General features: G+C 70.1%; 24 protein-coding genes and 1 tRNA gene. 16 read left to right on the top strand and 9 right to left on the bottom strand.

The features are described from left to right. Positions 1-6: 6 nt before the first annotated feature. Complete coding sequence (gene gatA, locus P0R32_RS10390; protein ID WP_276236897.1) at positions 7-1,326, bottom strand: Asp-tRNA(Asn)/Glu-tRNA(Gln) amidotransferase subunit GatA; 1,320 nt, start codon at positions 1,324-1,326, stop codon at positions 7-9. Further along, positions 1,323-1,628 carry an Asp-tRNA(Asn)/Glu-tRNA(Gln) amidotransferase subunit GatC gene (gatC, locus tag P0R32_RS10385; protein ID WP_276236896.1) on the bottom strand — a complete coding sequence of 102 codons (306 nt, stop codon included), beginning with the start codon at positions 1,626-1,628 and terminating at the stop codon, positions 1,323-1,325. The genes gatA and gatC overlap by 4 nt, the downstream gene beginning before the upstream one ends. Positions 1,629-1,865: 237 nt before the next feature. Between gatC and P0R32_RS10380 the strand changes: the two genes are divergently transcribed. Continuing rightward, positions 1,866-2,855, top strand: coding sequence for a transcription initiation factor IIB (locus tag P0R32_RS10380; RefSeq protein WP_276236894.1), 990 nt, complete (start codon positions 1,866-1,868; stop codon positions 2,853-2,855). A 78-nt stretch (positions 2,856-2,933) separates the two neighbouring features. Beyond that, positions 2,934-3,413 carry an NUDIX hydrolase gene (locus P0R32_RS10375; RefSeq protein WP_276236892.1) on the top strand — a complete coding sequence of 160 codons (480 nt, stop codon included), beginning with the start codon at positions 2,934-2,936 and terminating at the stop codon, positions 3,411-3,413. 153 nt (positions 3,414-3,566) lie between these two features. Here the strand turns inward: P0R32_RS10375 and P0R32_RS10370 are convergent, their stop codons facing one another. Both P0R32_RS10370 and P0R32_RS10365 read right to left on the bottom strand, forming a co-directional pair. Continuing rightward, positions 3,567-4,691, bottom strand: coding sequence for an asparagine synthase C-terminal domain-containing protein (locus P0R32_RS10370; RefSeq protein ID WP_276236891.1), 1,125 nt, complete (start codon positions 4,689-4,691; stop codon positions 3,567-3,569). Continuing rightward, positions 4,691-5,374, bottom strand: coding sequence for a PHP domain-containing protein (locus tag P0R32_RS10365; RefSeq protein WP_276236890.1), 684 nt, complete (start codon positions 5,372-5,374; stop codon positions 4,691-4,693). The genes P0R32_RS10370 and P0R32_RS10365 overlap by 1 nt, the downstream gene beginning before the upstream one ends. Before the next feature lie 125 nt (positions 5,375-5,499). On the opposite strand from P0R32_RS10365, the gene purL reads away from it, so the two are divergent. Both purL and P0R32_RS10355 read left to right on the top strand, forming a co-directional pair. Then, a complete protein-coding gene (gene purL, locus P0R32_RS10360; RefSeq protein WP_276236889.1) occupies positions 5,500-7,626 on the top strand; it encodes a phosphoribosylformylglycinamidine synthase subunit PurL in 2,127 nt (708 codons plus the stop codon). Positions 7,627-7,706: 80 nt separating this feature from the next. Further along, positions 7,707-9,086, top strand: coding sequence for an RAD23 family protein (locus P0R32_RS10355; RefSeq protein WP_276236888.1), 1,380 nt, complete (start codon positions 7,707-7,709; stop codon positions 9,084-9,086). Positions 9,087-9,108: 22 nt separating this feature from the next. Here the strand turns inward: P0R32_RS10355 and P0R32_RS10350 are convergent, their stop codons facing one another. After that, on the bottom strand, positions 9,109-9,264 hold the full coding sequence (locus P0R32_RS10350; protein WP_276236887.1) for a DUF7550 family protein: 156 nt from the start codon (positions 9,262-9,264) through the stop codon (positions 9,109-9,111). Between the two features lie 64 nt (positions 9,265-9,328). Here P0R32_RS10350 and P0R32_RS10345 point away from each other — a divergent pair, with 64 nt between their 5' ends. The 4 genes from P0R32_RS10345 to P0R32_RS10330 all read left to right on the top strand — a co-directional run bounded on the left by P0R32_RS10345 (position 9,329) and on the right by P0R32_RS10330 (position 13,017). Further along, a complete protein-coding gene (locus tag P0R32_RS10345) occupies positions 9,329-11,089 on the top strand; it encodes an alpha-glucosidase (RefSeq protein WP_276236886.1) in 1,761 nt (586 codons plus the stop codon). A 62-nt stretch (positions 11,090-11,151) separates the two neighbouring features. Then, on the top strand, positions 11,152-11,478 hold the full coding sequence (locus tag P0R32_RS10340; protein WP_276236885.1) for a hypothetical protein: 327 nt from the start codon (positions 11,152-11,154) through the stop codon (positions 11,476-11,478). Between the two features lie 82 nt (positions 11,479-11,560). Continuing rightward, positions 11,561-12,379 (top strand): imidazole glycerol phosphate synthase subunit HisF, encoded by an 819-nt coding sequence (gene hisF, locus P0R32_RS10335; RefSeq protein ID WP_276236884.1) that lies wholly within the window; start codon positions 11,561-11,563, stop codon positions 12,377-12,379. Between the two features lie 74 nt (positions 12,380-12,453). After that, a complete protein-coding gene (locus P0R32_RS10330; protein ID WP_276236883.1) occupies positions 12,454-13,017 on the top strand; it encodes a DUF1684 domain-containing protein in 564 nt (187 codons plus the stop codon). A 41-nt stretch (positions 13,018-13,058) separates the two neighbouring features. Here P0R32_RS10330 and P0R32_RS10325 read toward each other — a convergent pair whose 3' ends face one another. Continuing rightward, a complete protein-coding gene (locus P0R32_RS10325) occupies positions 13,059-13,367 on the bottom strand; it encodes a DNA-directed RNA polymerase subunit L (protein WP_276236882.1) in 309 nt (102 codons plus the stop codon). A gap of 78 nt (positions 13,368-13,445) precedes the next feature. After that, positions 13,446-14,453 (bottom strand): MBL fold metallo-hydrolase, encoded by a 1,008-nt coding sequence (locus P0R32_RS10320; protein WP_276236881.1) that lies wholly within the window; start codon positions 14,451-14,453, stop codon positions 13,446-13,448. A gap of 124 nt (positions 14,454-14,577) precedes the next feature. Between P0R32_RS10320 and P0R32_RS10315 the strand changes: the two genes are divergently transcribed. Next, entirely contained in the window at positions 14,578-14,967 is a 390-nt protein-coding gene (locus P0R32_RS10315; RefSeq protein WP_276236880.1) for a hypothetical protein, read from the top strand. 179 nt (positions 14,968-15,146) lie between these two features. Next, a complete protein-coding gene (locus P0R32_RS10310) occupies positions 15,147-16,907 on the top strand; it encodes a histidine kinase N-terminal 7TM domain-containing protein (protein ID WP_276236879.1) in 1,761 nt (586 codons plus the stop codon). Positions 16,908-16,938: 31 nt separating this feature from the next. Here the strand turns inward: P0R32_RS10310 and P0R32_RS10305 are convergent, their stop codons facing one another. Continuing rightward, complete coding sequence (locus P0R32_RS10305) at positions 16,939-17,613, bottom strand: uracil-DNA glycosylase family protein (protein ID WP_276236878.1); 675 nt, start codon at positions 17,611-17,613, stop codon at positions 16,939-16,941. A gap of 109 nt (positions 17,614-17,722) precedes the next feature. Continuing rightward, positions 17,723-18,196 carry a DUF5793 family protein gene (locus P0R32_RS10300; RefSeq protein WP_276236877.1) on the bottom strand — a complete coding sequence of 158 codons (474 nt, stop codon included), beginning with the start codon at positions 18,194-18,196 and terminating at the stop codon, positions 17,723-17,725. Positions 18,197-18,349: 153 nt separating this feature from the next. On the opposite strand from P0R32_RS10300, the gene P0R32_RS10295 reads away from it, so the two are divergent. The 6 genes from P0R32_RS10295 (at position 18,350) to P0R32_RS10270 (ending at position 24,927) form a co-directional block, all read left to right on the top strand. After that, on the top strand, positions 18,350-18,883 hold the full coding sequence (locus P0R32_RS10295) for a DUF7549 family protein (protein ID WP_276236876.1): 534 nt from the start codon (positions 18,350-18,352) through the stop codon (positions 18,881-18,883). A gap of 139 nt (positions 18,884-19,022) precedes the next feature. Next, positions 19,023-20,705, top strand: a complete 1,683-nt coding sequence (locus P0R32_RS10290; RefSeq protein WP_276236875.1) for a type II/IV secretion system ATPase subunit — start codon at positions 19,023-19,025, stop codon at positions 20,703-20,705. A gap of 6 nt (positions 20,706-20,711) precedes the next feature. Further along, entirely contained in the window at positions 20,712-22,817 is a 2,106-nt protein-coding gene (locus P0R32_RS10285; protein WP_276239392.1) for a type II secretion system F family protein, read from the top strand. Further along, positions 22,814-23,476: a class I SAM-dependent methyltransferase gene (locus tag P0R32_RS10280; RefSeq protein ID WP_276236873.1), complete on the top strand. Its 663-nt coding sequence runs from the start codon at positions 22,814-22,816 to the stop codon at positions 23,474-23,476. The genes P0R32_RS10285 and P0R32_RS10280 overlap by 4 nt, the downstream gene beginning before the upstream one ends. A gap of 116 nt (positions 23,477-23,592) precedes the next feature. Beyond that, a complete protein-coding gene (locus tag P0R32_RS10275; protein WP_276236872.1) occupies positions 23,593-24,675 on the top strand; it encodes an NAD(P)/FAD-dependent oxidoreductase in 1,083 nt (360 codons plus the stop codon). Between the two features lie 180 nt (positions 24,676-24,855). Next, positions 24,856-24,927, top strand: a tRNA-Gly gene (locus P0R32_RS10270). Positions 24,928-24,934: the final 7 nt, after the last annotated feature.

The raw sequence follows: 24,934 nt of genomic DNA, 5'->3' as shown, positions 1-24,934 counted from the left end.
AGTCGCCTACTCCTCGACGGCGCTGCCGGCGCGGATGACCGCCTCCTCGCCGAAGGCGGGGCCGACGAACTGCATCCCGACCGGGAGGCCGTCGGCCTCGCCGGCGGGGACCGAGATGGCCGGGAGGTTCGCAAGGTTCACCGGGACGGTGTTGGCGTCCATCAGGTACAGTGCGAGCGGGTCGTCGAGGCTCTCGCCGCGTTTCGGGGGCACGACGGGCATCGTCGGCGTCGCGAGCACGTCCGCCTCCGCGAGCGCCTCGTCGAAGTCCTGCTTCACCCACGCGCGGGCGTCCTGCGCCTTCTTGTAGTACTTGTCGTGGTAGCCCGCAGAGAGGGCGTACGTGCCCAGCAGGACGCGGCGCTTCACCTCGTCGCCGAAGCCCTCCTCGCGGGAGCGAGCGAACGACTCGTTCCAGTTGCCCTCGCCGCCGCCGATACCGTAGCGGACGCCGTCGAAACGCGCGAGGTTGGAGGAGGCCTCCGACATCGCGATGACGTAGTACGCCTGGACGGCGTGCTCGACGGACGGGAGCGACACCTCGACGGTCTCGACGCCCTTCGCCTCCAACTCGGCCAGCGCGTCTTCGAACACCTTGACGACGGCGTCGTCGGCGCCTTCGACCAGTTCGGTGGGGACGCCGACGGTCATGCCGTCGACGTCGCCGTCGGCGGTCGCGGCGTAGTCGGTCTCGTCGGCCGGGTGGACGGCGGGGCCGTCCTCGGCGGCGTCGTATCGCGTCGTCGCGTCGTGCTCGTCGGGGCCCGCGATGACGTCCAAGAGCGCGGCGGCGTCCTCGACGGTGTTCGCCAGCGGTCCGATCTGTTCGAGCGAGTTGGCGTACGCGACGAGACCGTAGCGGGAGACGAGCCCGTACGTCGGCTTGATGCCGACGACGCCGCAGAAGGCGGCGGGGTTGCGCACCGAGCCACCGGTGTCGGAGCCGAGCGCGAGGTCGGCCTCGCCTGCGGCGACCGCCGCCGCCGACCCGCCCGAGGAACCGCCCGGGACGCGTTCGGGGTCGACGGGGTTCTTCGTCGGGCCGTAGGCGGACGTCTCCGTGGTGCCGCCCATCCCGAACTCGTCCATGTTCGTCTTGCCGACGATGGTGGCGCCCGCCTCGCGGACGCGCTCGACGACGGTCGCGTCGTACGGCGGGACGTACCCCTCCAGCATGGCCGACCCGCACGTCGTCGCGACCCCTTCGGTCGAGATGTTGTCCTTCACGGCGAGCGTCTTCCCCGCGAGGGGGCCGTCGTCGGCGCCCTCCACGGTCTCCCGTGCGAGGAAGACGTTGAGGTCGTCCGCGGCGTCGTCGGCGCTCATGAGACCTTCGGCCCCTTGAAGAAGCCCGCCTCAGACTCGGGTGCGTTTGCGAGCGCCTCCTCCTGCGTGAGACCGTCGCGGACCTCGTCGGCGCGCATCACGTTCACCAGGTCCGGCTCGTCGGCGACCTCGGGCACCTCGTCCAGCGCCGCGAAGTAGTCGAGCACGTCGGCGAACTGCTCGGCGAACGTCGCCGCCTCCTCGTCGTCGAGGTCCACCCGCGCGAGGTCGGCGACGTGGCGGACCTCGTCGGGGTCGACGCCGCCCACGTCGGCGTCGTCGCCCTCGTCGGTCGTGGTCATGTCCGAGGGGTGCCGCGGACCGGGAGTAAGGGTTTCGATACCCCCGACCACCGGGCGCGGTGCCACCACGCGCGCAGGGCGGGAGCCGGCGAAATCGCGTCGGCGCCGTCCGGCAGCTTCAGCGGGTCGAGCCGTCGAAATTCGCCAGCAAGTATAAGTGGCTTGCGGACCTGAATACGTGCACAGAGAACCCCGTCGGAGAGACGCCTCTCCGGCTCCCGTTCCCCCACCTAACCAATGAGCGAGAACGTCCGAAGTTACACGGACGACCGGTCGCGAACCGAAACCGTCGGCGAGGACGAAGCGGCGTCCGAGACCGAGGGAGAACAACTCGAGTGCCCCGAGTGTGGCGGCAGTCTCGTCAACGACTCCGAGCGTGGCGAGACGGTCTGTCGCGACTGCGGCCTCGTCGTCGACGAAGACGAAATCGACCACGGTCCCGAGTGGCGCGCGTTCGACGCCAGCGAGAAGGACCAGAAGTCCCGGGTCGGCGCCCCCACGACGAACATGATGCACGACAAGGGGCTGTCGACCAACATCGGCTGGCAGGACAAAGACGCCTACGGCAACTCCCTGTCCTCGCGCCAGCGCGAGAAGATGCAGCGACTGCGCACGTGGAACGAGCGGTTCCGCACGCGCGACTCCAAAGAGCGCAACCTGAAGCAGGCGCTCGGTGAGATCGACCGGATGGCCTCCGCGCTCGGCCTCCCGGACAACGTCCGCGAGACGGCGTCGGTCATCTATCGTCGCGCACTCGACGACGACCTGCTGCCGGGGCGCTCCATCGAGGGCGTCGCCACCGCGAGCCTGTACGCCGCCGCCCGGCAGGCGGGGACGCCGCGGAGTCTCGACGAGATCGCGAACGTCTCGCGCGTCGAGAAAGACGAGATCGCTCGGACGTACCGCTACGTCGTCCGCGAACTGAAACTGGAGATCCAGCCGGCGGACCCCGAGAGCTACGTGCCGCGGTTCGCGTCCGACCTCGACCTCTCCGACGAGTCCGAGCGTCGCGCTCGACAGCTCCTCCAGACGGCCAAGCAGGAGGGCGTCCACTCCGGGAAGTCGCCCGTCGGTCTCGCCGCCGCCGCGGTGTACGCGGCGTCGCTGCTCACCAACGAGAAGGTGACACAGAGCGAGGTGAGCGACGTGGCGAACATCTCGGAGGTCACCATCCGCAACCGCTACCACGAACTGCTCGAAGCCGAAGAGCAGGTCCACCTCGGCTGAGTCGACGCGCACAACGCGCCGACCGACGGATTTTCGCGGGATCGTAACGCCGAAGCCACGCGTCCGCCAGCGACGGGTATGGAGACGACACGCCACTTCACCGCGACCGTCTACCTCGTCAACGACGGCGCGACGGCCCTCCACCTCCACGAGCGGTTGGGGATCCGCATCCCGCCGGGCGGCCACGTCGACCGGGACGAACTCCCCCACCAGGCGGCCCTCCGGGAGGCGCGTGAGGAGACTGGACTCGACCCGACGCTCGTCGACGACACCGAACAGGTCGACGCGCCGGCGGGCGAGACGCTCCCCGCCCCTCGGCACACGATGCTGTACGACATTAACGTCCACGACGACGGCACCGTGGGGCACCAGCACATCGACTCCATCTACTTCGCGAGCGTCGACTCGCGCGACGTCGACCCCGCCGGCGACGACGAGGTCGGCGCCGAGCGGTGGGACTGGTACACGCCCGCCGACCTCCGCGAGAGTGACGTGGACCGCGACACGACGCGCATCGGCATCGAGGCTATCGAGACCGTCGCCGACGCCGAGGACTGACCGGCGCGAATCCTTTTCTCGGAAGCCGGGACCAGGGCCGCCATCGAGTAGCCTTCGGCGGACGGCGCTCGGCGGGAGCGCGACACCGCGTCGTCCGGCAGCGTGGCCGCGAGCCCGTGTCGCCTGTCAGCCAGAAGGACCGCTGAGCCGACGCTATCGGTCGTCGGGAGCCACGTACTCCTCTCCGCACAGCGCCGCGATGTACCGTCCGACGTGGTCGTCCATGCGCCGTTTGAAACCGTCCTGGCGAGCCAGTCGGTCGAGCTCCCGCGACACGTAGGTGCCGTACTGTACGGCCTTCTTGTCGGCGGAGCGGACGAATTCCGGGACGACGCCCTCGGCTGCCGCGCGCAGGGCCACTTTCCGCTCACCGTCAGCGACGAGGAGGTCGCCGGGGAGCGCCAGCGCCGCGGCGACGACGCGGTCGTGGAGAAGCGGCGCGACCGGTTCGACGCCGGCCGCCCTGAGCGCGAGCACGTCGCGTTCCAGTTGGTCGGGGAGCGTCGCCATCGTCTCCCGGCGAGCACCGCGCACCGTGTTGGCCGCGACGCGGTGGTCGTCGGCGGGGTCGACGACCTTCGCGTAGCCGCCGAACAGTTCGTCGGCGCCCTGCCCGACCGCGAGTCTGTCGTAGCCGTCCGCGACCGCCCGTCGGGCGACGAGGTACAGCGGGAGCGCGATAGCCACGTCCATCGGGTTGCGTCGTCCCGTGGCGGCGACGAGTTCGGGGACCGCGCGTTCGAGGTCGGCGTGCGACAGGTCGACGATGGTGAGGTCCCGGCCCATCGCGTCGGCGGCGTCGCGAGCGGCGGCGACGTCGTGGGCACCCTCGAAGCCGGCGACGTACAGCGGCGCATCAGGGACGCCGGCGGCGACGACGGCGGAGTCGACGCCGCCGGAGAACGCGACCGCGACGCAGTCGCCGTCGACCGCGCGGGTGCTCGCCAGCACCGCCTCTCGGACGGCGTCGAGCGCCGCGTCCGGGTCCACGGCGTCGAGGTCGGGGAGTGACCAGACGGTGCGCTCGCTGTCCTCATTGCGGACGACACCGGCGGGGAGCGGTCGGGGGTCGTCGAGGTTGTCCCGGTCGAAATTCCAGCGGTCAGGATCGGCGCGGTCGACGAACACCGGTCGACGGCCGAGCACGTCGCGGACGAGTGCGCCGTCGACCGTTCCAGCGAACCCGTCGGTCCCGGGCAACGGGTCGCCGGACGCGATCGCTGCGCGAACGAGGTCGGGGTCGCCGCCGTCGAGACTGGGAGGGTCGTCTGCGGGCATCACAACAGGTCGTCGACGCGGCGGCCGATCCGGCGCTTGGCGCCACCGGCGGCCTGGCGGAAGGAGATGCGCCACGGCGTCCGCTTCCCGACGACGCTCGTCCGCCCGTCGCGGACCGCGTCGAGGATGGCGTCGACCGAGCGCTCGCTGGCACCGACCTCGGTGACGGCTTGGCCGACCATCTCCGCGATGTGGGCGTCGCTGCCGGCGGTCATCGGGAGACCGTGGTTCACCGCGAACGTCTCGGCCTGCCGGTTCGAGCGACCGGTCAACAGCCGGGAGTTGTACACCTCGATGGCGTCGGCGCTCGCGAGTTGCTCGGCGGAGATGTGTGGTGCGACGCCGTGGCGGGACTTCTGGAACGGGTGGGGGACCACGGCGATGCCGCCCTGGTCGCGGATACGGTCGAGCGTCTCGTCGAAGTCGAGGCCCGCGGGCACTGCTTCCTCGATGCCGAAGCCGAGGACGTGGCCCGCCGCGCTCGTGATCTCCATGCCGGGAATGCCGACGAGGCCGTAGTCGTCGGCCATCGCGGCCGCTTCGAGGCTGGCGTCGATTTCGTCGTGGTCGGTGACGGCGAGCGCGTCGAGGCCGACGGCGGCCGCCTGTTCGAGGAGCATGTCGACCGGGTCGCGGCCGTCGTGCGAGAGCGCGGAGTGACTGTGCAGCTCGACCGAAAGCACGTTCGCGGGTAGTCACGGCCCGTAGAAAAGGAATCCGGTCCGCCGGGCGCCCCGACCCCGGCGATGTTGCGCACGACCGTGCACATAGAAAGCCATTTGAGACGGCCTGATCACCGTACACGTGAATGCCCCTCGCCGACGCGGACCGCGAACTGGTGGAGGCGGAACTCGGACGGGCGCCCACCCGAGCCGAGGCCGCGCTGTTCGAGAACCTCTGGAGCGAGCACTGTGCGTACCGCTCCTCCCGACCGCTGCTGTCGGCGTTCGACAGCGAGAGCGACGACGTCGTGATCGGCCCCGGCGACGACGCCGCGGTCGTCGCCCTCGACGACGACACCTACGCCACCCTCGGCATCGAGAGTCACAACCACCCGTCGTACGTCGACCCGTTCGACGGCGCCGCCACCGGCGTCGGCGGCATCGTCCGCGACACGATGTCGATGGGCGCGTACCCCATCGCGCTCGCAGACTCGCTGTACTTCGGCGACTTCGACCGCGAGCACTCGAAGTACCTGTTCGAGGGCGTCGTCGAAGGGATCAGCCACTACGGCAACTGCATCGGCGTGCCGACGGTCGCCGGCTCGGTCGCGTTCGACGACGGCTACGAGGGGAACCCGCTCGTCAACGTCGCCTGCGTCGGCCTCACTACCCCCGACCGCCTCGTGACCGCGACCGCCGAGACGCCCGGGAACAAGCTCGTGCTCGTCGGCAACGCGACTGGACGGGACGGCCTCGGCGGCGCCTCGTTCGCGTCCGAGGACCTCGCGGAGGACGCCGAGACGGAGGACCGCCCCGCCGTGCAGGTCGGTGACCCGTACGCCGAGAAGCGCCTCATCGAGTGTAACGAGTCGCTGATCGACGAGGACCTCGTCGTCGCCGCGCGCGACTTGGGGGCAGCCGGGCTCGGTGGCGCCTCCTCCGAACTCGTCGCGAAGGGCGGCCTCGGCGCCGACATCGCGCTCGACCGCGTCCACCAGCGCGAGCCGAACATGAACGCGATGGAGATTCTCCTGGCCGAGAGCCAAGAGCGCATGGTGTACGAGGTGACCCCGGAGAACACCGAGCGCGTCGCCGAGTTGGCCGAACGCTTCGACCTCGGCTGCTCGGTGATCGGTGAGGTGACCGACGGCAACTACGTCTGCACGTTCGAGGGGGAGACGGTCGTCGACGCGCCCGCCGAGTACCTCGCCGACGGCGCGCCGATGAACGACCTCGACCGCGAGGCGCCGACCCAACCCGAGCGCGACCTCCCGGACGCGGAGCTCTCGGCGGCGTTCGAGGCCGTCGTCGGCCACCCGAACACCGCGAGCAAGCGCTGGGTGTACCGCCAGTACGACCACGAGGTCGGTAACCGGACGTCGGTGCTCCCCGGTGACGACGCCGCCGTGATGGCGATCCGAGAGGCGACGACCGACTCGGGCGAGCCGCTGGGCCTCGCGCTGTCCTCGGGGTCGGAGCCGAACTGGACCGCCGCCGCGCCGTACGAGGGCGCCCGCGCCGTCGCGCTGGAGAACGCCACCAACCTCGCGGCGAAGGGGGCCACTCCGCTGGCGGCGGTCGACTGCCTCAACGGCGGCAACCCCGAGAAGCCGGACGTGTACGGTGGCTTCGCGGCCGCCGTCGACGGCCTCGCGGAGATGTGTTCCGACCTCTCGATTCCGGTCGTCGGCGGGAACGTCTCGCTGTACAACGACTCCGTCGCCGGCCCCATCCCGCCCACGCCGACGCTGGCGGTCATCGGGACGAAGGCGGGCTTCTCGGCGCCGCCGGCGTCGTTCGCCGGCGAGGGGACCGTCCTCCACGTCGGCGCGCCCGGCGGCGCGCTCGGCGGGTCGGAGTACCTCGCGCAGGCTGGCGGCAGTGACCAGTTCCCCGCGCTCCCGGAGAACGCCAGCGAGGTGCTGGAGACACTGGCGGAGGTGGCCACTGCCGACGGGACGCTCGCCGTCCACGACGTGAGCCACGGTGGCCTCGCCGTCTCGCTCGCCGAGATGGTCACCGCCGACGCCGGCGCCGACGTGACTGTTGACGACGCGCTCGCGCTGTTCGACGAGACGCCCGGTCGTGCTGTGGTCGAGACGACCGACCCCGAGGCGGTGCGGGCGGCGTTCGACGGCGTCGCGCCGGTCGCCGAACTCGGCGCCGCGACCGACGACGGGACGCTGTCGCTGACGGTCGGCGACGAGGACCTCGCGTACGACGCCGCGTCCATCGCCGACCTGCGCTCGGTCATCGAGCGCGAACTGGACTGACTGCCCGAGTCACGGGCGTACGACCGCCGTGGCGTTGGAATCCTGCGACGACTTTTCCGCTGGCGTGTCGATGTCGGACTGTGGCAGCACGTGCCCTCCAGGCGGTCGCCCTCCTCATTTGTCTCCTCGTCGCCGGCTGTACCGCCCCGACGGCGTCGCCGGCGGCGGAGGCGATTGGAGGCACGGACCCCATTGCTGAATCGGGTCAGGCACCCGGTGTCTCGACCACGGCCACCCCCACGCACACGTCCGCGCCGCCATCTGAAGCGGAACCCGGGCAAGAGACGGAAACGGCCACGGCGACGCCACGACCGGACGAGACCGACACCGCCGAGCCATCGCCCGAGCAACTGGCCGCTGGGTACGACATCGAGGTGGTCGACGGTGACCTCCCGGTCGACTACTCGCTCGTGTTCGCCCGCGTCGCGGTCACGGTCGACCGCCCGACGGTGGCGCCGCCACGGTCGGTCGTCATCCGCCCACCAGACCGGATGCGCGTCGGTCGACAGCAGTACCCCGAGTTCTACCGCCTCGTCGGGGTCACCGCGCCGGAGGGCCAACCGACGGCGACCACCGCCGCCGCGTACGTCGCCTCCCCGGAGACGGTTACGGTGAACGAGGCCGTCCTGAACGACAGTGCCGAGGCGGAGTCGACGCTGGCCCACGAGTCGGTCCACGTCGTCCAGTTCCGCGACGGGACGTTCCAGCGCCTGCGCGGGAGCGCGGCAGCCCCGGCGGGCTCAACCGAGGCGCGACTCCTGCACGCTGGAGTCGTCGAAGGGAGCGCGACGTACGTCCAACGCGAGTACGTCCGTCGCTACCGCCCGGACGCCCCAGACCCAGTCGTCTCGCTGGCCGCGGCGTCCAGGTCCGGGTCGACCGCTACGGGACTCGGTATCGCGCCGTACGTCGTCGGCGCCCGCTACGTGGACGAGCGCGTCGACGACCCGCGGGACCTGGACACGGTGTACGCGAACCCGCCGCGGACGACGGAGGAACTGCTCCACGGCCTGCCGCCGGGGAGCGAACCGCTGGCGACGCTCGTCGTCACGGACGACCCGAACGACCGCTGGCGAGCGGACCTCGGTAGCCGCGACACCCACGGCGAACTGTTCCTCCGCGTGGTCATGGAGTCGGGGCTGAACGAATCCGCCGCAGCGACCGCCGCGGACGGATGGGGCAACGACGTGCGATTGGGGTTCACGCGAGCGGGGGACGCGAGTGGAACGACGGGGTACGTGTGGGTCGTGCGTTTCGACGACGAGGCGAACGCGACCGAGTTCCAGTCGGCGTTCGCCGAGTGGCGCGACGAACGCGCGAGCGACGCCGCCCCGGTCAGGCTGGTCCGCGTCTCGCCCGAGACGGTCGCGGTGCTCGTCGGTGCAGAGTCGTTCGTCGAGGACGCGCGACCGACGGGAACCGACGGCGTCGTCTCGGTGCGAGTGGACGCCGGCGAGTGAGCCAGCGCCGGGAGTGACCCAGTTACAGGAGCAGCGGCAGTCCGAACGCGACGACGATGCCGACGAGCGCGATGAGTGCGCCGATGGCGGCCTGGCGGGCCGTGACCGCCTGCATCGGTGAGGTGACGCGCTCGTAGTCGAACTCCTTGTAGTGGTCGTGTTCGTGGTGGTCGGCCATACGCCTGGTTTGGTGTCCGCGTGGCAAAAAAACACCTATCCGCCCCGCGTGAGTGGGCGTCGACATGGACGAGGCCGCCCGTTCGTGGTGGAAGGAGGCGACCGTCTACCAGGTGTATCCGCGGAGCTTCGCCGACGGTGACGGCGACGGCGTCGGCGACCTCGCCGGGCTGGCCGACCGCGCGGACTACCTCGCCGACCTCGGCGTCGACGCGGTGTGGCTCAACCCGGTGTACGCGTCGCCGATGGCGGACAACGGCTACGACGTCGCCGACTACCGCGCCGTCGACGACACGTTCGGTTCGATGGCCGACTGGCGCGCCGTCCGCGACGCGCTCCACGAGCGCGACATCCGCCTGGTGATGGACTTCGTCCCGAACCACACCTCCGACGAACACGAGTGGTTCCAGACGTCGCGGCGCCGCGGCGCGACGGCCGACTGGTACCACTGGGCCGACGGTGTCGACGCCGACACGGTGGCGTACGACGCGACCGACGAGGGGCCGGACGGTGAGGCGCCACCGAACAACTGGCGCTCGTTCTTCGGCGGGCCGGCGTGGGCGTACGACGACGAGCGCGAGCAGTGGTACCTCCACCTGTTCGACCCCAAACAGCCGGACCTCGACTGGTCCGTGCCAGCCGTCCGGGAGGCGATGTACGACCAGTTGCGCTACTGGCTCGACGAGGGAATCGACGGCTTTCGCCTCGACGTGGTGAACCTCCTCTCGAAGCCCGACGGTTACCCGAACGGCGACCCGGACGACCCGTTCAACGGCGCGCTCCGGCTGGTGCCGAACGGCCCGCGGATCCACGAGTACGTCGCCGAGATGCACGACGCGGTGTTCGCCGGGCGGGATCTCCTCACCGTCGGCGAGTGTATCGGCGAGACGGGCGTCGATGAGGCCGCTCGCTACGTGCGTCCCGACGGCGACGGCCTCGCGATGATCTTCCACTTCGACCACGTCGGCATCGGTCGCGGGGAGGAGCTGTGGGAACGCGAGGAGTGGGCGCTGACCGATCTCAAGGCCGTGTTCGACCGCTGGCAGACCGGTCTCGAGGGTCGCGGCTGGAACAGCCTCTACTTCAACAACCACGACCAACCCCGCGTCGTCTCCCGCTTCGGCGACGACGAGGAGTATCGCCGCGAGTCGGCCACCTGTATCGCCACCCTGCTGCACACGCTCCGCGGGACGCCGTACGTGTACCAGGGAGAGGAGTTGGGGATGACGAACCCCACGTTCGAGTCGCTGGCAGAGTTCCGAGACGTCGAGACCGTGCGCACCGTCCGCGAGGCGATCGAGGCCGGCGACATCGACTCCTTCGAGGCGGTGCAGGAGGGGGTGAATGCCCACTCACGAGACACCAGCCGGACGCCGATGCAGTGGACGAGCGGGCCGAACGCCGGGTTCACCGCGCCCGACGCAGAGCCGTGGATCCGCCTCCACGAAGACCACCGGACGGTGAACGTCGAGACCCAGCGCACCGACACCACCTCGGTGTGGCACTACTACCGGCGGCTCATCGACCTGCGCGAGGCCCACGACGTGCTCGTGTACGGCGACTACGAGAACCACACGCCCGACGACGAGCAGGTGTGGGCGTACACGCGGACGCTGTCGGAGACGGCGTCGCGTGACGCCGCCCACGGTCGCGCGTTCGTCGCGCTGAACTGGAGCGGCGAGGCGGCACGCGTCGACCCACCGTCCGCGTTCGCGGGCACCGAGGCCACTCTCGCGCTGTGCAACTACTCCGAGTCGCCGTCGCCAGCGACTGTCACGGCGTACGAGGCAAGACCGTGGGAGGCGCGCGTGTACGTGATGGAGTGAGCCGACCGGTGGTTGGTACCCCCGTCCGCCAGTATTAAGCACCGAAGTGTCGATCGCCTGTTATGGATTCTCCCCGACAGGACGCCCTCCTCTCGACCGTGCAACGAAGCGCCCGTCGCAACGAGTACGTCGCCGAGGCAATCTGGTGGGCCGTGTTCGTCTGCTACGCCGTGACGGTCGCCGCCATCGGACTCGGCGGCGTTATCGGAGCCGTGTACGTGTACCTCCGGTACCTGTACCCAGCAGTCGCGGGCATCGTCAGCCCGATGGCCGAGGCCGTCCTCGGGCTGGCGTACGTGTTCGTCGTGTTCGTCATGCTCCACGGTGTCGTCGACCGGATCCGGTCGTGGCTGTACGGAGACGCGACCGACGCCGGGTGGAAACAGTAGCCGCATTCGCCGTGTCACCCTGTTGGCCGACTGCGCCGCAGACAGGCGAAACGGTGAAACCCCGCTCGCGGCTATCGCCCGTATGACTCTCACGAAGCGGATCATCCCGTGCATCGACGTCGACCTCGACGACGACGGGAACGCCGCCGTCTACACCGGCGTCAACTTCGAGAACCTGGAGTACTCCGGTGACCCGGTGGAGATGGCGAAGAAGTACAACGAGGCCGGCGCCGACGAGTTCGTCTTCCTCGACATCACCGCCAGCGCGGAGGGACGCGAGACGATGCTCGACACCGTCTCGCAGGTCGCCGACGAGTGTTTCATCCCGCTCACCGTCGGCGGCGGCATCCGGACGAAACAGGACATCAAGGAGACGCTCCGGGCCGGCGCGGACAAGGTGTCGATCAACTCCGGCGCCATCGCGAACCCGGAACTCATCACCGAGGGGGCCGACGCCTTCGGCGCGCAGTGTATCGTCATCTCCGTCGACGCGCGCCGTCGCTTCGACGACGAAGGCGACCACTACGTCACGCTGGACGACGGGCGCGAGTGCTGGTTCGAGTGCACCGTGAAGGGCGGCCGCGAGGGGACTGGCCTCGACGTGGTGACGTGGGCGACGGAGGCGGAGGAACGCGGCGCCGGCGAACTGTTCGTCAATTCCATCGACGCCGACGGCACGAAGGACGGCTACGACATCCCGCTGACGAAGGCCGTCTGCGACGCCGTCTCGACGCCCGTCATCGCCTCCTCTGGCTGTGGTGGCCCCGAGCACATGGAGGAGGTGTTCGTCGACGCGAACGCCGACGCCGCGCTCGCGGCCAGCATCTTCCACTTCGACGAGTACGGCATCGACGAGGTGAAGGAGTACCTCGACGAGCACGGCGTCCCGGTCCGACTGTGAGCGGCGACCGCGGCGCGGCGCCGCCCGGACACAGCCGCTGAAGCTTCTTGGCTCGCGACGGCGAACACTCGACTGTGAGCACCGACACCGACATCGACGCCGAGGCGTACGCCGAGCGCGTCCGCGACGACCGACGCAAGAAAGACGAGTTCTTCGCCGAGCACCCACGGTCGCCCATCCCGCAGGCCGCTCGGAGCGACTTCGCGGGACTGCGCTACTTCGACCCCGACCCCGAGTACCGGTTCGAGACGCCGCTGCACGAACACGACGACCCCGAGCGGATCACCGTCGAGACGACGCAGGACGGCGTCCGCGAGTACGACAACGTCGGCGAGTTCCGGATCACCGTCGGTGGCGAGGACGTGACCGTGCAGGCGTTCCAGTCGCCCGACGACTTCGACCGCCTGTGGGTGCCGTTCCGCGACGCGACGAGCGGCGAGGAGACGTACCCCGCGGGGCGGTACCTCGACCTGGAAGACCCCGACGACCGGACTGCCGACGGCGACTGGGTGCTCGACTTCAACGAAGCGTACAACCCGTACTGCGCGTACGCCGAGGCGTACGAGTGTCCGCTGGTGCCGATGGACAACTGGCTGGACGTGTCGATCCGCGCGGGCGAACTGCTCCCAGAGCTGTAGGCCCGGAGCTGTAGGGGAGCGGAGAGAAGTCGGTCCGTGACTCAGGCTTCGGCCGCGTCGGCCTCGGCGAACGCCGCCTCGATGTCGTCGTACAGTTCGGCGAGATTGTCCGAGACGCCGGTCGCGGCCTGCCCGAGCGCGTCGAGGGGGTCCAGGCCGTCTTCAGTCTTCACCGAGAGGATGGGCTCGGTCTGCCCACCGGACTGCTCGGGGTTCATGTCGTACGTCGCCGCGGCGACGCCGTCGGTGTTGAGGAGCTGTCCCTTGAGCACGTTCATGAACGTGTGGTCCTCGCCCGCGATCTCGATGCGGAGTTCCTCGTCCGTCTTCTCGATGACGCGAAGTTCCATTGGTGACGGATTCGCCCGAGGCGTGTTTCAACCTTGTGTTCGGCGGATGCGGCGGGTCGCCGGCCCGCGCCGCGGCGACTACTCGCTCCACTCGACGACCCGGTCGACGCCCGGGTCGGGGAACAGCGCCCCCACGTCGGGGTCGGGGTCGACGAGGTCGTAGCGGGTCCCGTCGCGTTCGGCCAGCCCGTTGCTCGCGAGGTGGTCGAGGTGGGCGTACGCCTCGCCCGGGCCGTGGAGCACGTGGATGCCGTGGAGGTCGCCGAACAACGCCGCGCTCACCTCCCACGGCGTCGACGCCCCCTCGCGCCGGAGCACGTCGACGACGTTTTCGGTCCGCTCGACGTGGTGGCGGAGGATCGTCGCGGCCCGGCCGGCGGGGTCGTCGATCCGGTCGCGGTGGCCCGGCCACGCGGTGTCCGGGTCGAGGTCGATCAGTCGGAGGAGGCTGTCGACGTAGCGGCCGAGCGGGTCGTCGACGCGCACGTCGGCGCCGCCGACGTTCGGCGTGTACTTCGGCAGGATAGCGTCGCCGACGAACGCTTCGTCCGCGTCGGCGTCGTAGAACGCCGTGAGGCCGGCGGCGTGCCCGGGGAGGTGGACCGCTTCGAGGGTCCGACCGTCGACGGTGAAGCTGTCGCCGTCGGCGAACGGCTCCACGTCGCACGGCTCGCCGCCCAGATCCATGTGATCACCGAGGAAGTCGGACAGTTCCTCGCGGCGGTCCTCGGGCATCCCCCACTCGCGGAACTTCTTCGCCTGCAGGTCACGCTCCTCCAGCAAGCTCGCCTCGTCGCCGGCGACGAGCGGTGCGTCGGCCTCGTGTGCGTGGACGGTCGCACCAGACTCGGCTTGGATCGCACCGGCGAGGCCGGCGTGGTCGGAGTGCCAGTGAGTGAGCAAGACGCGGTCCACGTCCGCGAGTTCGTATCCGAGCGAGGCGAGGTCGGTCGTCAGTTGCTCGCGGACCTCCGGGAGGGCGACGCCGGCGTCGACGAGCACCAGTTCGTCGGAGTCGTCGTCGGCGAGGACGTAGACGTTGTTGAGCCCCTCGAAGACGGTGTTGTCGAGGCGGATCCGGTTCATACCCACCCGTGGGCGGCGGGGCGGCAAAAGCTTCCGACTCGGGTCGGCGGGTGGCGCCGACCGCGGTGGCGCGCCGGGTGGGTCGGACGCAACACCGATACGGTCGCCGGCCACAGCGACACACATGACCGAGTACGACCCCGGCGTGTGCAACATCGGCCCCGCAGAGCGACGGCGCCGCTACGCACTCGGCGCCGTCTCGTTCGCGGCGACGCTCCTCCTCCTGTTCGCGGTGTACGTGTACGACCTCCCGGGGTGGCTGACGCTGGTGACGTTCGCACCGCTGTTCGGCGCCGCCGAAGGGTACTACCAGGCTCGCTACCGCTTCTGCGCGGGGTTCGGGTTGGCGGGAGTGTACGACGTGAGCGACACCGGCGGCGACCGCAAACCAGTGACCGACCCGGCGGCTCGCCGGGCCGACCGACGGCGGGCGCTCCGGATCCACGCCGCCGCTGCGGGCACCGCGCTTGCCGGAGCGCTCCTCGTCTACGGGGTCGGCCTCCTCGTGCTGTGAGGTGATGGCGACTGCTGGAGAGACCCGCGCCGCACGTGTGGGCCAGAAGTCCAATTCAGTTGTCCTGTAATCGGAGAGTAAAATGTAAGTACCCGCCACCGTCAGGAGCGTTACATGAATCAGCCTGTCGCGCTCGGCTCGTCGCCGCCGACCGACGCCGCGACGACGGCGACGACGGGATGACGTGGCAGTACCTCCCAATCGTCCCCGCGTTCGCCGCGGGCGGCGTGGTCGCGCTAGCGGCCGCCGTCTCCCTCCGCCGACGTGACCACGGCCCCGGGGGGGCCGCGCTCGTGGCGGTCCTCGTCGCCGCCGCGGGGTGGTCACTGGCGGTCGCGGGAGCGCACGCCCGCGGCGACCTCGCGGGGAAACTCCTCGCCGTGAAGCTGGGGTACCTGTTCGTCGCGCTCCTCCCGGTCGCGTGGGTCGTGTTCGCCTGGCGCTTCACCGCCCGGACCGAACGGGTCGACAGGCGACTGATCGCGGGGCTGTCCGTCGTCCCGGCGGTGACACTACTGGCCGTGTGGCTGACACCGGGAGTGTCGCTGTTCTGGAGTGAGGTGGGTCTTCGGACCGTCGACGGCGCCACGTACCTCGACACGACGTACGGCCCGGCGTTCGTCCTCCACACCGCCTACTCGTACGTGCTCCTCGGCGTCGGCGGGGTCGCGATCGGTCGAACCGCCATCTTGACCACAGACAGCCACCGCGTCCGCGGCGGTGTCGTCCTGTTTGCGGTGCTGGCGCCGTGGGTCGGGAACGCGGCGTTCCTCCTCGGCCTGATCCCACCGGGAGTCGACCCGACGCCACTCGGTGTAGTCGTCGGGGCCATCCTCCTGGCGGCTGTCACGGTCCGCCACGACCTGCTCGACGTGCCGCCGGCGGCCCGGTCGTTCGCGCGCGACACCGCGGTCGAACATGCCGACGACGGGGTCGTCGTCCTCACCGAAGACGGCGTGGTCACCGACTGTAACCCGGCGGCGACGGACCCGCTCGGCGTCGAGCGGGACGAGGCGCTCGGGCGCCCGCTTTCGGCGGTTAGCCCGTCGGTGGCAGACGCGGTCGCGGCGGTCGAGTCGACCACCGACGCCGACGACGCACGCCGGATCGCTCGCTCGACCGCCGAGGGGCGGCGTCACTACGAGGTGACCGTCTCCGACTTCTCGCGGCGTGGGCTCGACGGGCGGGTCGTCACGCTCACCGACGTGACCGAGAGCCACCGTCACCGTCGCCGGGTCGGCGTGCTCAACCGGCTCTTGCGACACGACCTCCGCAACGAGATGAACGTGGTGATGGGGTACGCTGAGTTGTTGGAAGCCGACGCCGAACGGACCGACGCCGGGGCCACCGTCGCGCGCGACCCCGCTCCGACGCCGACCGCGTCCGGCGACGGCGGGACCAACGCGCTCGAACGGATTCAAGAGTCCGCAGAGGAGATGCTCGACCTCGCGGAGACGGTCAGGGAGGTAGAGGCGACGCTAGACGCCGAGGGGTCGGAACTCACGCGTCTCGACGTCGCCGCCTTAGTCCGCGCACAAGCCGACGGCCTGTCGTTCAAAGCGCCGACTGCGCGCGTCTCCGTCGACGCGCCCGAGTCGGCGTGGGTGAAGGCGAGCGACCTGGTCGACTCGGTGTTCGAGAACCTCCTCGACAACGCTGTCGTCCACAGTCACCGCGAGCACCCGACGATAGACGTGACCGTCGAGGCCGACGAGGAGACGGTCGCCGTCACCGTCGCGGACGACGGGCCAGGGATCCCCGAGCAGGAACTGGCGACGTTCCAGGCCGACGGAGAGTCGGCGCTCACGCACTCGTCGGGGCTGGGGCTGTGGCTCGTGATCTGGATCACCGAGGAGTCTGCGGGCGAAGTGACGTTCGACGTGGACGAGACGGGGACCGCCGTGACGGTTCGCCTCCCGGCGGCAGCGCCGCCATCGTAGTCTGCCGCACGGAACCAGCCGTTCGAAGCGGCTACCGCACCAGGTACGGGTCGGACCCCGCGATGAACCGGCCGAGGTCAGACTCCCGGCGATAGTCGGTGGCGCGGAGTTCGTCGAGCGCCTCGACGAGTCGGTCGGCGTCGCTCACGCCGTCGGGGTCGGCGTCGGCCTCGACCCACTCGCTGGGGTCTTTGATCGGAACGACGAGCCAGCCCGAACCGCGGATCTCGCGTCCGTGGAGCGCCTGCATGTCGATCTCGGTCTTGTGCGCCTGTGCCGTGTACGTCTCCAGCACGTGGGCGGTGGCGCGGGCGCCGACCGGGAGGAGCACGTGTGCGGCGATGGCCCGGAGTTCCGCGTCGAAGAACCGCTCCATGTCGTCGTAGGAGGCGGCCGACGGTCCGCCGTCGCCGTCGAGGCGGTGCCCCTCGGGGAGACACATGTGGAGGTACGAGAGGTACGTGGAGGCGACCTCGGGAGCGTCGCCGGCCGCGTCGAGCAACTCCGCGTCGACGAGCGCGTCGAGGAGGCGGGCGCCGGCCTCGCTGTCGGTGAACGGCACGCCGGTCTCGACGCCGCCGTGGACGCCCGGGTGGTCGCCGACGACGTGGAAGTCCGCGTTCGCGTCGCCGTACCCGGGGACGAACCGGTCGCAGTCGGGTTGCATCCCGAAGGGGTTCGAGACGCGGTCGGTGACGTTCTTCACGGCACCCTGTTGCGACCGTGCGAGAGAAACCGGTTTCGGTCGATCACGGGGCGAGGGCACCCGTCCGAGGCGGAACGCGCGGTGCGAGTAGCCGCTCCGTCGTGGTCCCTCACAGTTCGACGCCCGGCGGGATCAGACTCTCGTGGCGCAGGAGGTTTCCCTCGGCGTCGTACACGAGGAACGTCTCCTTCTCGTAGGCGACGAGGCGCTCGCCGTGCACGTCGATCTCGACGCGGTAGCGACCGTCGCCGTCGGCCGCCCGACCGTACTCGCGAGCCGCACGGATGAACCGCAACACGTCGTCCGCGTCCTCGTTGAGTTCGAGGACGAAGTCGCCCGTGAGCCGGTTCGTGACGGCGACGACGCCCGTCGCCTCGGGGTCGTGCTCGTGGTCGCCCTGGAGGCGGAAGGCGACGTCCGTCTCCTCGGCGGCGAGGAGTTCGTCGTCGCCGCCGGTGAGGCGCTCGCGCAGTCGGTCCTCGCTACCCGTGAAGTCGATGTACACGTGCGGCTTCTCGGGGTCGCCGTCCGTGTCTACCCAGTCGACGTGCTCGACAGCCAACTCGAAGTGATCGCGCCTCATTCCGTACCGAGACGTAGGGTTTCGGTGTGTAAGTACGTAACGCCCCGGGCGACCGCTGGCGTGCGGTTGCGGCGGTCCGTGCGGGTGCCGTCACGCCGGGGTCGCTCGCTCGGTTCCCGCGGGTTTATCTCACACCGCGGTCGTCGACAACGCATGGTCTGGGTGAGGTCGGAGTACGCCGGGGAACTCGCGGTGCTGTCGACGTGGGTGACGGCGCTGTTGCCGTGGAACGTGTTCTTCGGCGCCGTCTCGGGTGGGTCGGTGCTGTTCGTCCGCTTCCCGTTCGTGCAGATTCGCTACGCGTTCGGGCTCCCGTTCTTGCGCGCGACGAGCGTCTCGACCCCGGTGACGGCGTACCTGCTACAGCGTGGCACGTCTGTGCAGGTGGCGTACGGGCTGTGGGTCGCCGGCGCGCTCGTGTTCCTCGTCGCGCTCGCCATCTCGGTGTACTACTACCGCGAGGAGGAGCGCGTCGAGGCGTGGGCCATCGATCCGGTCACGCTGCTGGGTGGCCTGCTCGTCGCGTCCGCCGCGTTGTTCCTCGTCGCGTCGGTCCTGTTCCCGGAGCGCTTCTTCGGCCTCTCGTTCGGCGTTGGCGGCGGCCTCCCGGGAGTCTCGCTCCCGGTGGGCGCGCTCCTCCAACTGGCGCTTGGGGGCGTCCTCCTGCGCGCAGAACGCGTCGCGTAGTCGCCGCGGCCCACACGCCGCGGGGCGCGAGCGGTCGCGGACGACCGCGAGCGGCCAAGGCGACGACCGCCAGTTATCAGCCGTGTTACTCGTGGTGGTGAAGTTAAGTACCGGACTTCCCTACGACCCGTAGTTACCGATGTCGGGGGACACCGCCGGGCCGAGCGCAGGGGAGGATCGACTGTCGGCGTTGCGTCGACGGCTCTCCCGCACCGTCGAGGTGCTGCGCGGCACCGACCTGGCGGTCCGCCCGTTTCACCCCGCCGAGGACGGCCCGCTGGCCACCTTCGACGCGCCGCCCGGCCAAGACGAGGTCGACCGCTACTGGGTGAACGCCCCGTACGCGTACGTCGTCGTCACCTACGACACCGAGGCGGACAAACACCTGTACAACGTCGTCGAACCCGAACTCGACGAGTTCGAGGCGTCGCTGCTGGCGCGCGTCGTCGACGACATCCGCGACCCACTCCTGTACCGCGGCGACGCCGAGCGCGCCGCCGAGGACACGCTCCGCTCTGAGTTGACGACGCTGCTGCGGCAGTACGGCGTCGACGCTGGGATGCGGACGTTCCACACCCTCCTGTACTACCTCCGACGCGATTTCCGCGGGTTCGGGAAGGTCGACCCACTCCTGTCGGACCGACACATCGAGGACATCTCGTGTGACGGCTACGACCTCCCGCTGTTCGTCTACCACGACGACTACACCGACGTGGAGACGAACGTCGTCTTCGAAGCGGGCGAACTCGACAACTACGTGATCCGCCTCGCACAGCAGTCGGGGCGGCACATCTCCGTCGGCGACCCCATCGTCGAGACGACCCTCCCGGACGGGTCACGGGCGGAGTTGGCGCTCGGCGAGGAGGTGACGCCGCGCGGGTCGGCGTTCACCATCCGCCAGTACGCCGAGGAACCGCTCACACCGATCGACCTCGTGAACTACGGCACGTTCTCGATCGAACAGATGGCGTACTTCTGGCTGTGCATCGAGCACAACAAGAGCCTCATCTTCGCCGGCGGCACCGCCTCCGGGAAGACCACGTCGATGAACGCGGTGTCGATGTTCGTGCCGCCGCGCTCGAAGGTGCTCACCATCGAGGACACCCGGGAGTTGTCGCTGTACCACGACAACTGGCTCTCCTCTGTCACCCGCGAGCGGATGGGCGAGGGCGAGGACATCGACATGTACGACCTGTTGCGGTCGGCGCTGCGCCACCGCCCGGAGTATATCATCGTCGGCGAGGTGCGCGGCGAGGAGGCGCTGACGCTGTTTCAGGCGATGAACACCGGCCACACCACCTTCTCGACGATGCACGCCGACTCCATCGAGACGGTGATCAACCGGCTGGAGAACGAACCGATCAACGTGCCGCGGGCGATGGTGCGCTCGCTCGACATGCTGTCGGTCCAGACGCTCACCCGGTTCGAGGGCGAGCGCGTCCGCCGAGCCAAGACCGTCGGTGAGATCGGCGACATCGACCAGCGGACGGGCGAACTCGACTACTCGTCGGTGTTCGCGTGGCAGGCGGACACCGACAGCTTCCGCCGCAACGACTCGTCGCTGCTCGACGAGATCCAAGAGGAACGCGGGTGGAGTCGCGCCGAGTTGCTGTCGGAGATGCGCCGGCGGCGGGCGTTCCTGTCGCACCTCCGGGAGCACGGCGTCACCGACTACCGGCGGTTCACGGCGCTGGTGAACGAGTACTACGCCGACGCCGAGCGCGTGATGGACCGGTTGACGGCCGCCGAGGAGGGAGCGTCGGTCGTCGACCCTGACACCGGGGGCGAGCGCGCCGGCGCCGGCACCGGCGACGGGGGCTGACCGATGGTGCTGTCGTACGTGCCGCTGGTGCTCGCGCTGGCGGTCGCCGCGCCGGTCGTCGCCGGCATGGTGAGCACGCGGGCGAACCTGGCGACGACGCGGCTCGCGATCCACCTGTTCGGCGACTACGTGGCCGAGCAGAGTCCGCGACGCGGTCGACAGCGCGACCGTCTGCGCGCGGCCCACGTCTCGGTGACCCACCGGTCGTACGCCGCGACGACACTCCTGTACGCGGGCGTCGCCGGTGTCGCCGGCAGCGTCGTCGGGGTGTACGCGGCCGCGGCGACGTTCGAACTCCTCAGCGTCGGCGGCGACGCGGTCCGGGCGACGCTCCCGACGACGCTGGGGTTCCTCGCCGGCCTCACGCAGATCGGTGACCTCGGCGTCGCCGAGTTGTTCCCGCTGTTGTTGCTGTCGGCGGCGACCGTCGGCCCCGGGTCCGCCCTCGCGGTGTACCTGTTCCGGTGGGAATTGCTCGACCAGCGCGCCCACGCCCGCGCCAGCCAAGTCGAGGCCACGCTCCCGCGGACCGTCGCGTTCGTGTACGCGCTGTCACGCTCCGGGATGTCGTTCCCCATCGTGTTGAACACGCTCGCCCGCAACGAGGGCGTGTACGGCGAGGCCGCACGGGAGTTGGGCGTCGCCGCCCGCGACATGAACACCTTCGGCACGGACGTGCTCACCGCGCTCGAACGGATGGCTGCGCGGACGCCCTCCGAGACGATGGGCGAGTTCGGGGAGAATCTCGCGTCCGTCCTCGGCAGCGGGCGCAGTCTCTCGGGGTTCCTCCGCGACCAGTACGAACGCTACCAGGAGGAGGCCGAGTCCCAACAGGAGCAGTACCTCGAACTCGTCTCGACGCTCGCAGAGGCGTACGTCACGGTGCTGGTCGCGGGGCCGCTGTTCTTCATCACCATCCTCGTCGTCATCGGCATCGTCCTCAGCGACACGCTCCCGCTGTTGCGCGCCGTCGTCTACCTCGCGGTCCCACTGGCGACGTTCGGGTTCGTCGTCTACATCGACTCGATCACGCGCTCGGGGGGTGACCCCACGGCGGCGGGCGACGGTGCGACCGACCCGCGGGTGCTGGGACTGGCGTCGCTGGCGGGCACTTCGAACGGTGCGAGCGCGCGACCAGACGGCGGCGCGGTCGACGGATGGAGCGAGAGTCGCGAACGGCTGGCCGCCTACGACCGCATCGAGAACCTGCTCGACGTCGCCAGCCGACCGGGCGAGTTGGTGCTGGACCGACCCGCGCTCACGGCGCTGGTGACGGTGCCGCTCGGCCTCGTATGGGTCGTGGTCAGGACAGAACCCGCCGCGCTCACGCCGCAGGCGGTCGCGCGGGCCGTCGACTCGCCGCTGATCGAGGCGACCGCGTTCGTGCTCGTCGCCTACGGCGTCGCCTACGAGGTCGACAAGCGCCGGACCCGAGCCATCGAGCGTGCCGTGCCGGACTTCCTCGACCGGATGGCCAGCATCAACGACGCCGGCATGACCGTCGTAGAGAGCCTCCGCAGGCTCACCCGGTCGGACCTCGACCGACTGTCACCCGAGGTCGAGCGCGCGTGGCGCGACGTGCAGTGGGGCGCGGACGTGTCGACGGCGCTCGGGCGGATGCGCGACCGGACGAGGTCGCCGATGGTGTCGCGCGCGGTCGCGCTCGTCACCAACGCCATCGACGCCAGCGGCGAGGTCGCACCCGTCCTCGAGATTGCCGCCGACGAAGCCCGCGCGACCCGCCGCCTCCGCCGCGAGCGACGGCAGGTGATGGTGACGTACCTGCTGGTGATCTACATCTCGTTCCTCGTGTTCCTCGGGATCATCGTGGCGCTGACGGTCGCGTTCATCCCCGCCGTCGAGGGAGCACAACTGGCCGGTCCGAACGGTGCCAACAACGTCCCGGGCGGCATCTCTGCGGGCGTGCTCGGGAGTCTCGGCGGCGTGAACGTCGACGCGTACGTGGTGTTGTTCTACCACGCCGCAGCCATCCAGGGCGTCGCCTCGGGCCTCGTCGCCGGCCAACTCGGCGAGGGGACCGTCAGCGACGGGGTGAAACACGCCGCGATCATGCTCCTGTTGGCGTACGGGACCTTCCTGGTGATCGGATGACGGACGACAGTTCCAGCGCGCCCGACGCGGCGGCGACGTACGACCGCATCGCCGAGCACTTCTCGCAGACCCGCGAGTACGCGTGGCCGGAGGTGGAGTCGTTCCTCGACGGCCGGGAGGGGGCGGTCGCGCTCGACATCGGCTGTGGCAACGGTCGCCACTGTGCGCCGTTGGCCGACCGCGCACGGAGGGTGGTCGGTGTCGACGTGAGCGGCGGTCTGCTCCGCGAGGCGCGCGCTCGCGCCGTCGAGCGAGGGTACGCCGCCGGCGTCTCGTTCGCCCGCGGTGACGCCGCCGCGCTCCCCGTCGCCGACGACGCCGCCGACCTCGCGGTGTACGTCGCGGCGCTGCACCACCTCCGTCCACGCGAGCGCCGGGTCGCCTCCCTGTCGGAGGTGGCGCGCGTGCTCGCCCCGGGCAGTCGCGCGCTCGTGAGCGCGTGGAGCACCGCCCACGACCGCTTCGACGCCAGCGCCGACGCCGACGTCGGGTTCGACACTGAGGTCGACTGGACGCTCCCGGGCGGGGAGACGGTCCCCCGGTTCTACCACATCTACGCGCCCGCGGAGTTCGACGCCGACTTGGCCGCGAGCGACCTCCGCGTCGTGGAGTCAACGGTGTCCAGCGGCAACTGCTACGCGGTCGTCGCCCCCGAGTAGCGGCGGGCGGCACCTCGTCCAGCACCCACGGCGGTGTGTCACGGGGTGCCGGGTGGATGCGCGGGCCGCACAGCCGGACGCGTTTTTATTGGTGGGAGGACCCAACGACCCGGTAGATGCACACCGACGACGAGTTCGACTACGACGTGACGGTTGTCGGCGGCGGTCCCGCGGGGCTCACGAGCGCGCTGTACACGACGCGGCTCGGGCTGGACACGCTCGTCGTGAACCGCGGTGGCGGTCGAGCGGCGATGATGCGCGACACGCACAACGTCATCGGCGTCACCGAACACACCTCGGGGAACGAGTTCCTCCAGACCGCCCAAGAGCAGGTCCAGAGCTACGGCGGCGAGTACGTCCGCGGCTTCGTCGAGGACGTAGAGGCGCTCGGCGACGACCCGGCGGACGGCTTCCGCGTCGACACCGGCGACGAGCAGTACACCACCCGTCGCCTCGTGCTCGCGACGGGGTTCTCCGACGAGCGCCCGGACCCGCCGCTCCCGCGCACGGGGATGGGCCTGCACTACTGTCTCCACTGTGACGCGTACATGTTCGTCGACGAATCGGTGTACGTGATGGGCACGGGCGACTCCGCCGCGTACGTCGCGATGATCATGCTCAACTTCACCGACGAGGTGGACATCCTGACGCGCGGGGAGGAGCCGACGTGGTCCGACGACACCGCCGAGATGGTCGAGAACCACCCGGTCGACGTGATCCACGAGGACATCACCGGGATGAGCAAGGACGACGACGGCTGGCTGGAGAGCTTCGAGTTCGAGGACGGCACCGTCCGCGAGTACAAGGGTGGGTTCCCGATGTACGGCTCGAACTACCAAGCCGACCTGGCGGACGCGCTCGGCCTGGAGCGCGAGGACTCCGGCGAGGTCGCCGTCGACGACCACGGGCGCACCTCTCTCGAGGGCGTGTACGCCGTGGGCGACCTGACCCCCGGCCACAACCAGATCCCGGTCGCCATGGGCGAGGGCGCAAAGTGCGGCATCGCGATCCACATGGACCTGCGGGCGTTCCCGCGCTCGACGGAGGATATCGCGGATCTGGGTCCGGTCGACGAGAGCGAGGTGCCGGCCATCTCGCCGGAACTCATGGCGACGGCCGTCGCCCACGAGGGCCACGCCGCGGGGCCCCGCTCCGACGCCGAGGGCGCCGACGGGGACGAGGCGACCGCGGACGACTGAGGCGAGACGCGAGGGAGCGGAGCGAGCGAGCCGTCCACGAGTGGGTCACAGGAGACGCGAGGATCGGTTCGATCAAGCATCTCGGCCCCGCGCTCCCCCCGAATCGGGTGATGCGACCTCGCGACACGAAACGGTAAACCCCTTATTCCTCCACGCGGTAGCCGAGAGTGCAGACACCGAGCGCTGGTGGTCTAGTTGGTATGACAATGGCCTTCCAAGCCATCGACCCGGGTTCAAATCCCGGCCGGCGCACTCCTTC

The organism is Halobaculum marinum (assembly GCF_029338555.1).
Lineage (GTDB): Archaea > Halobacteriota > Halobacteria > Halobacteriales > Haloferacaceae > Halobaculum > Halobaculum marinum.
Note: the sequence above shows the minus strand (reverse complement) of the source record. Positions and strands in the feature narration are given on the sequence as shown.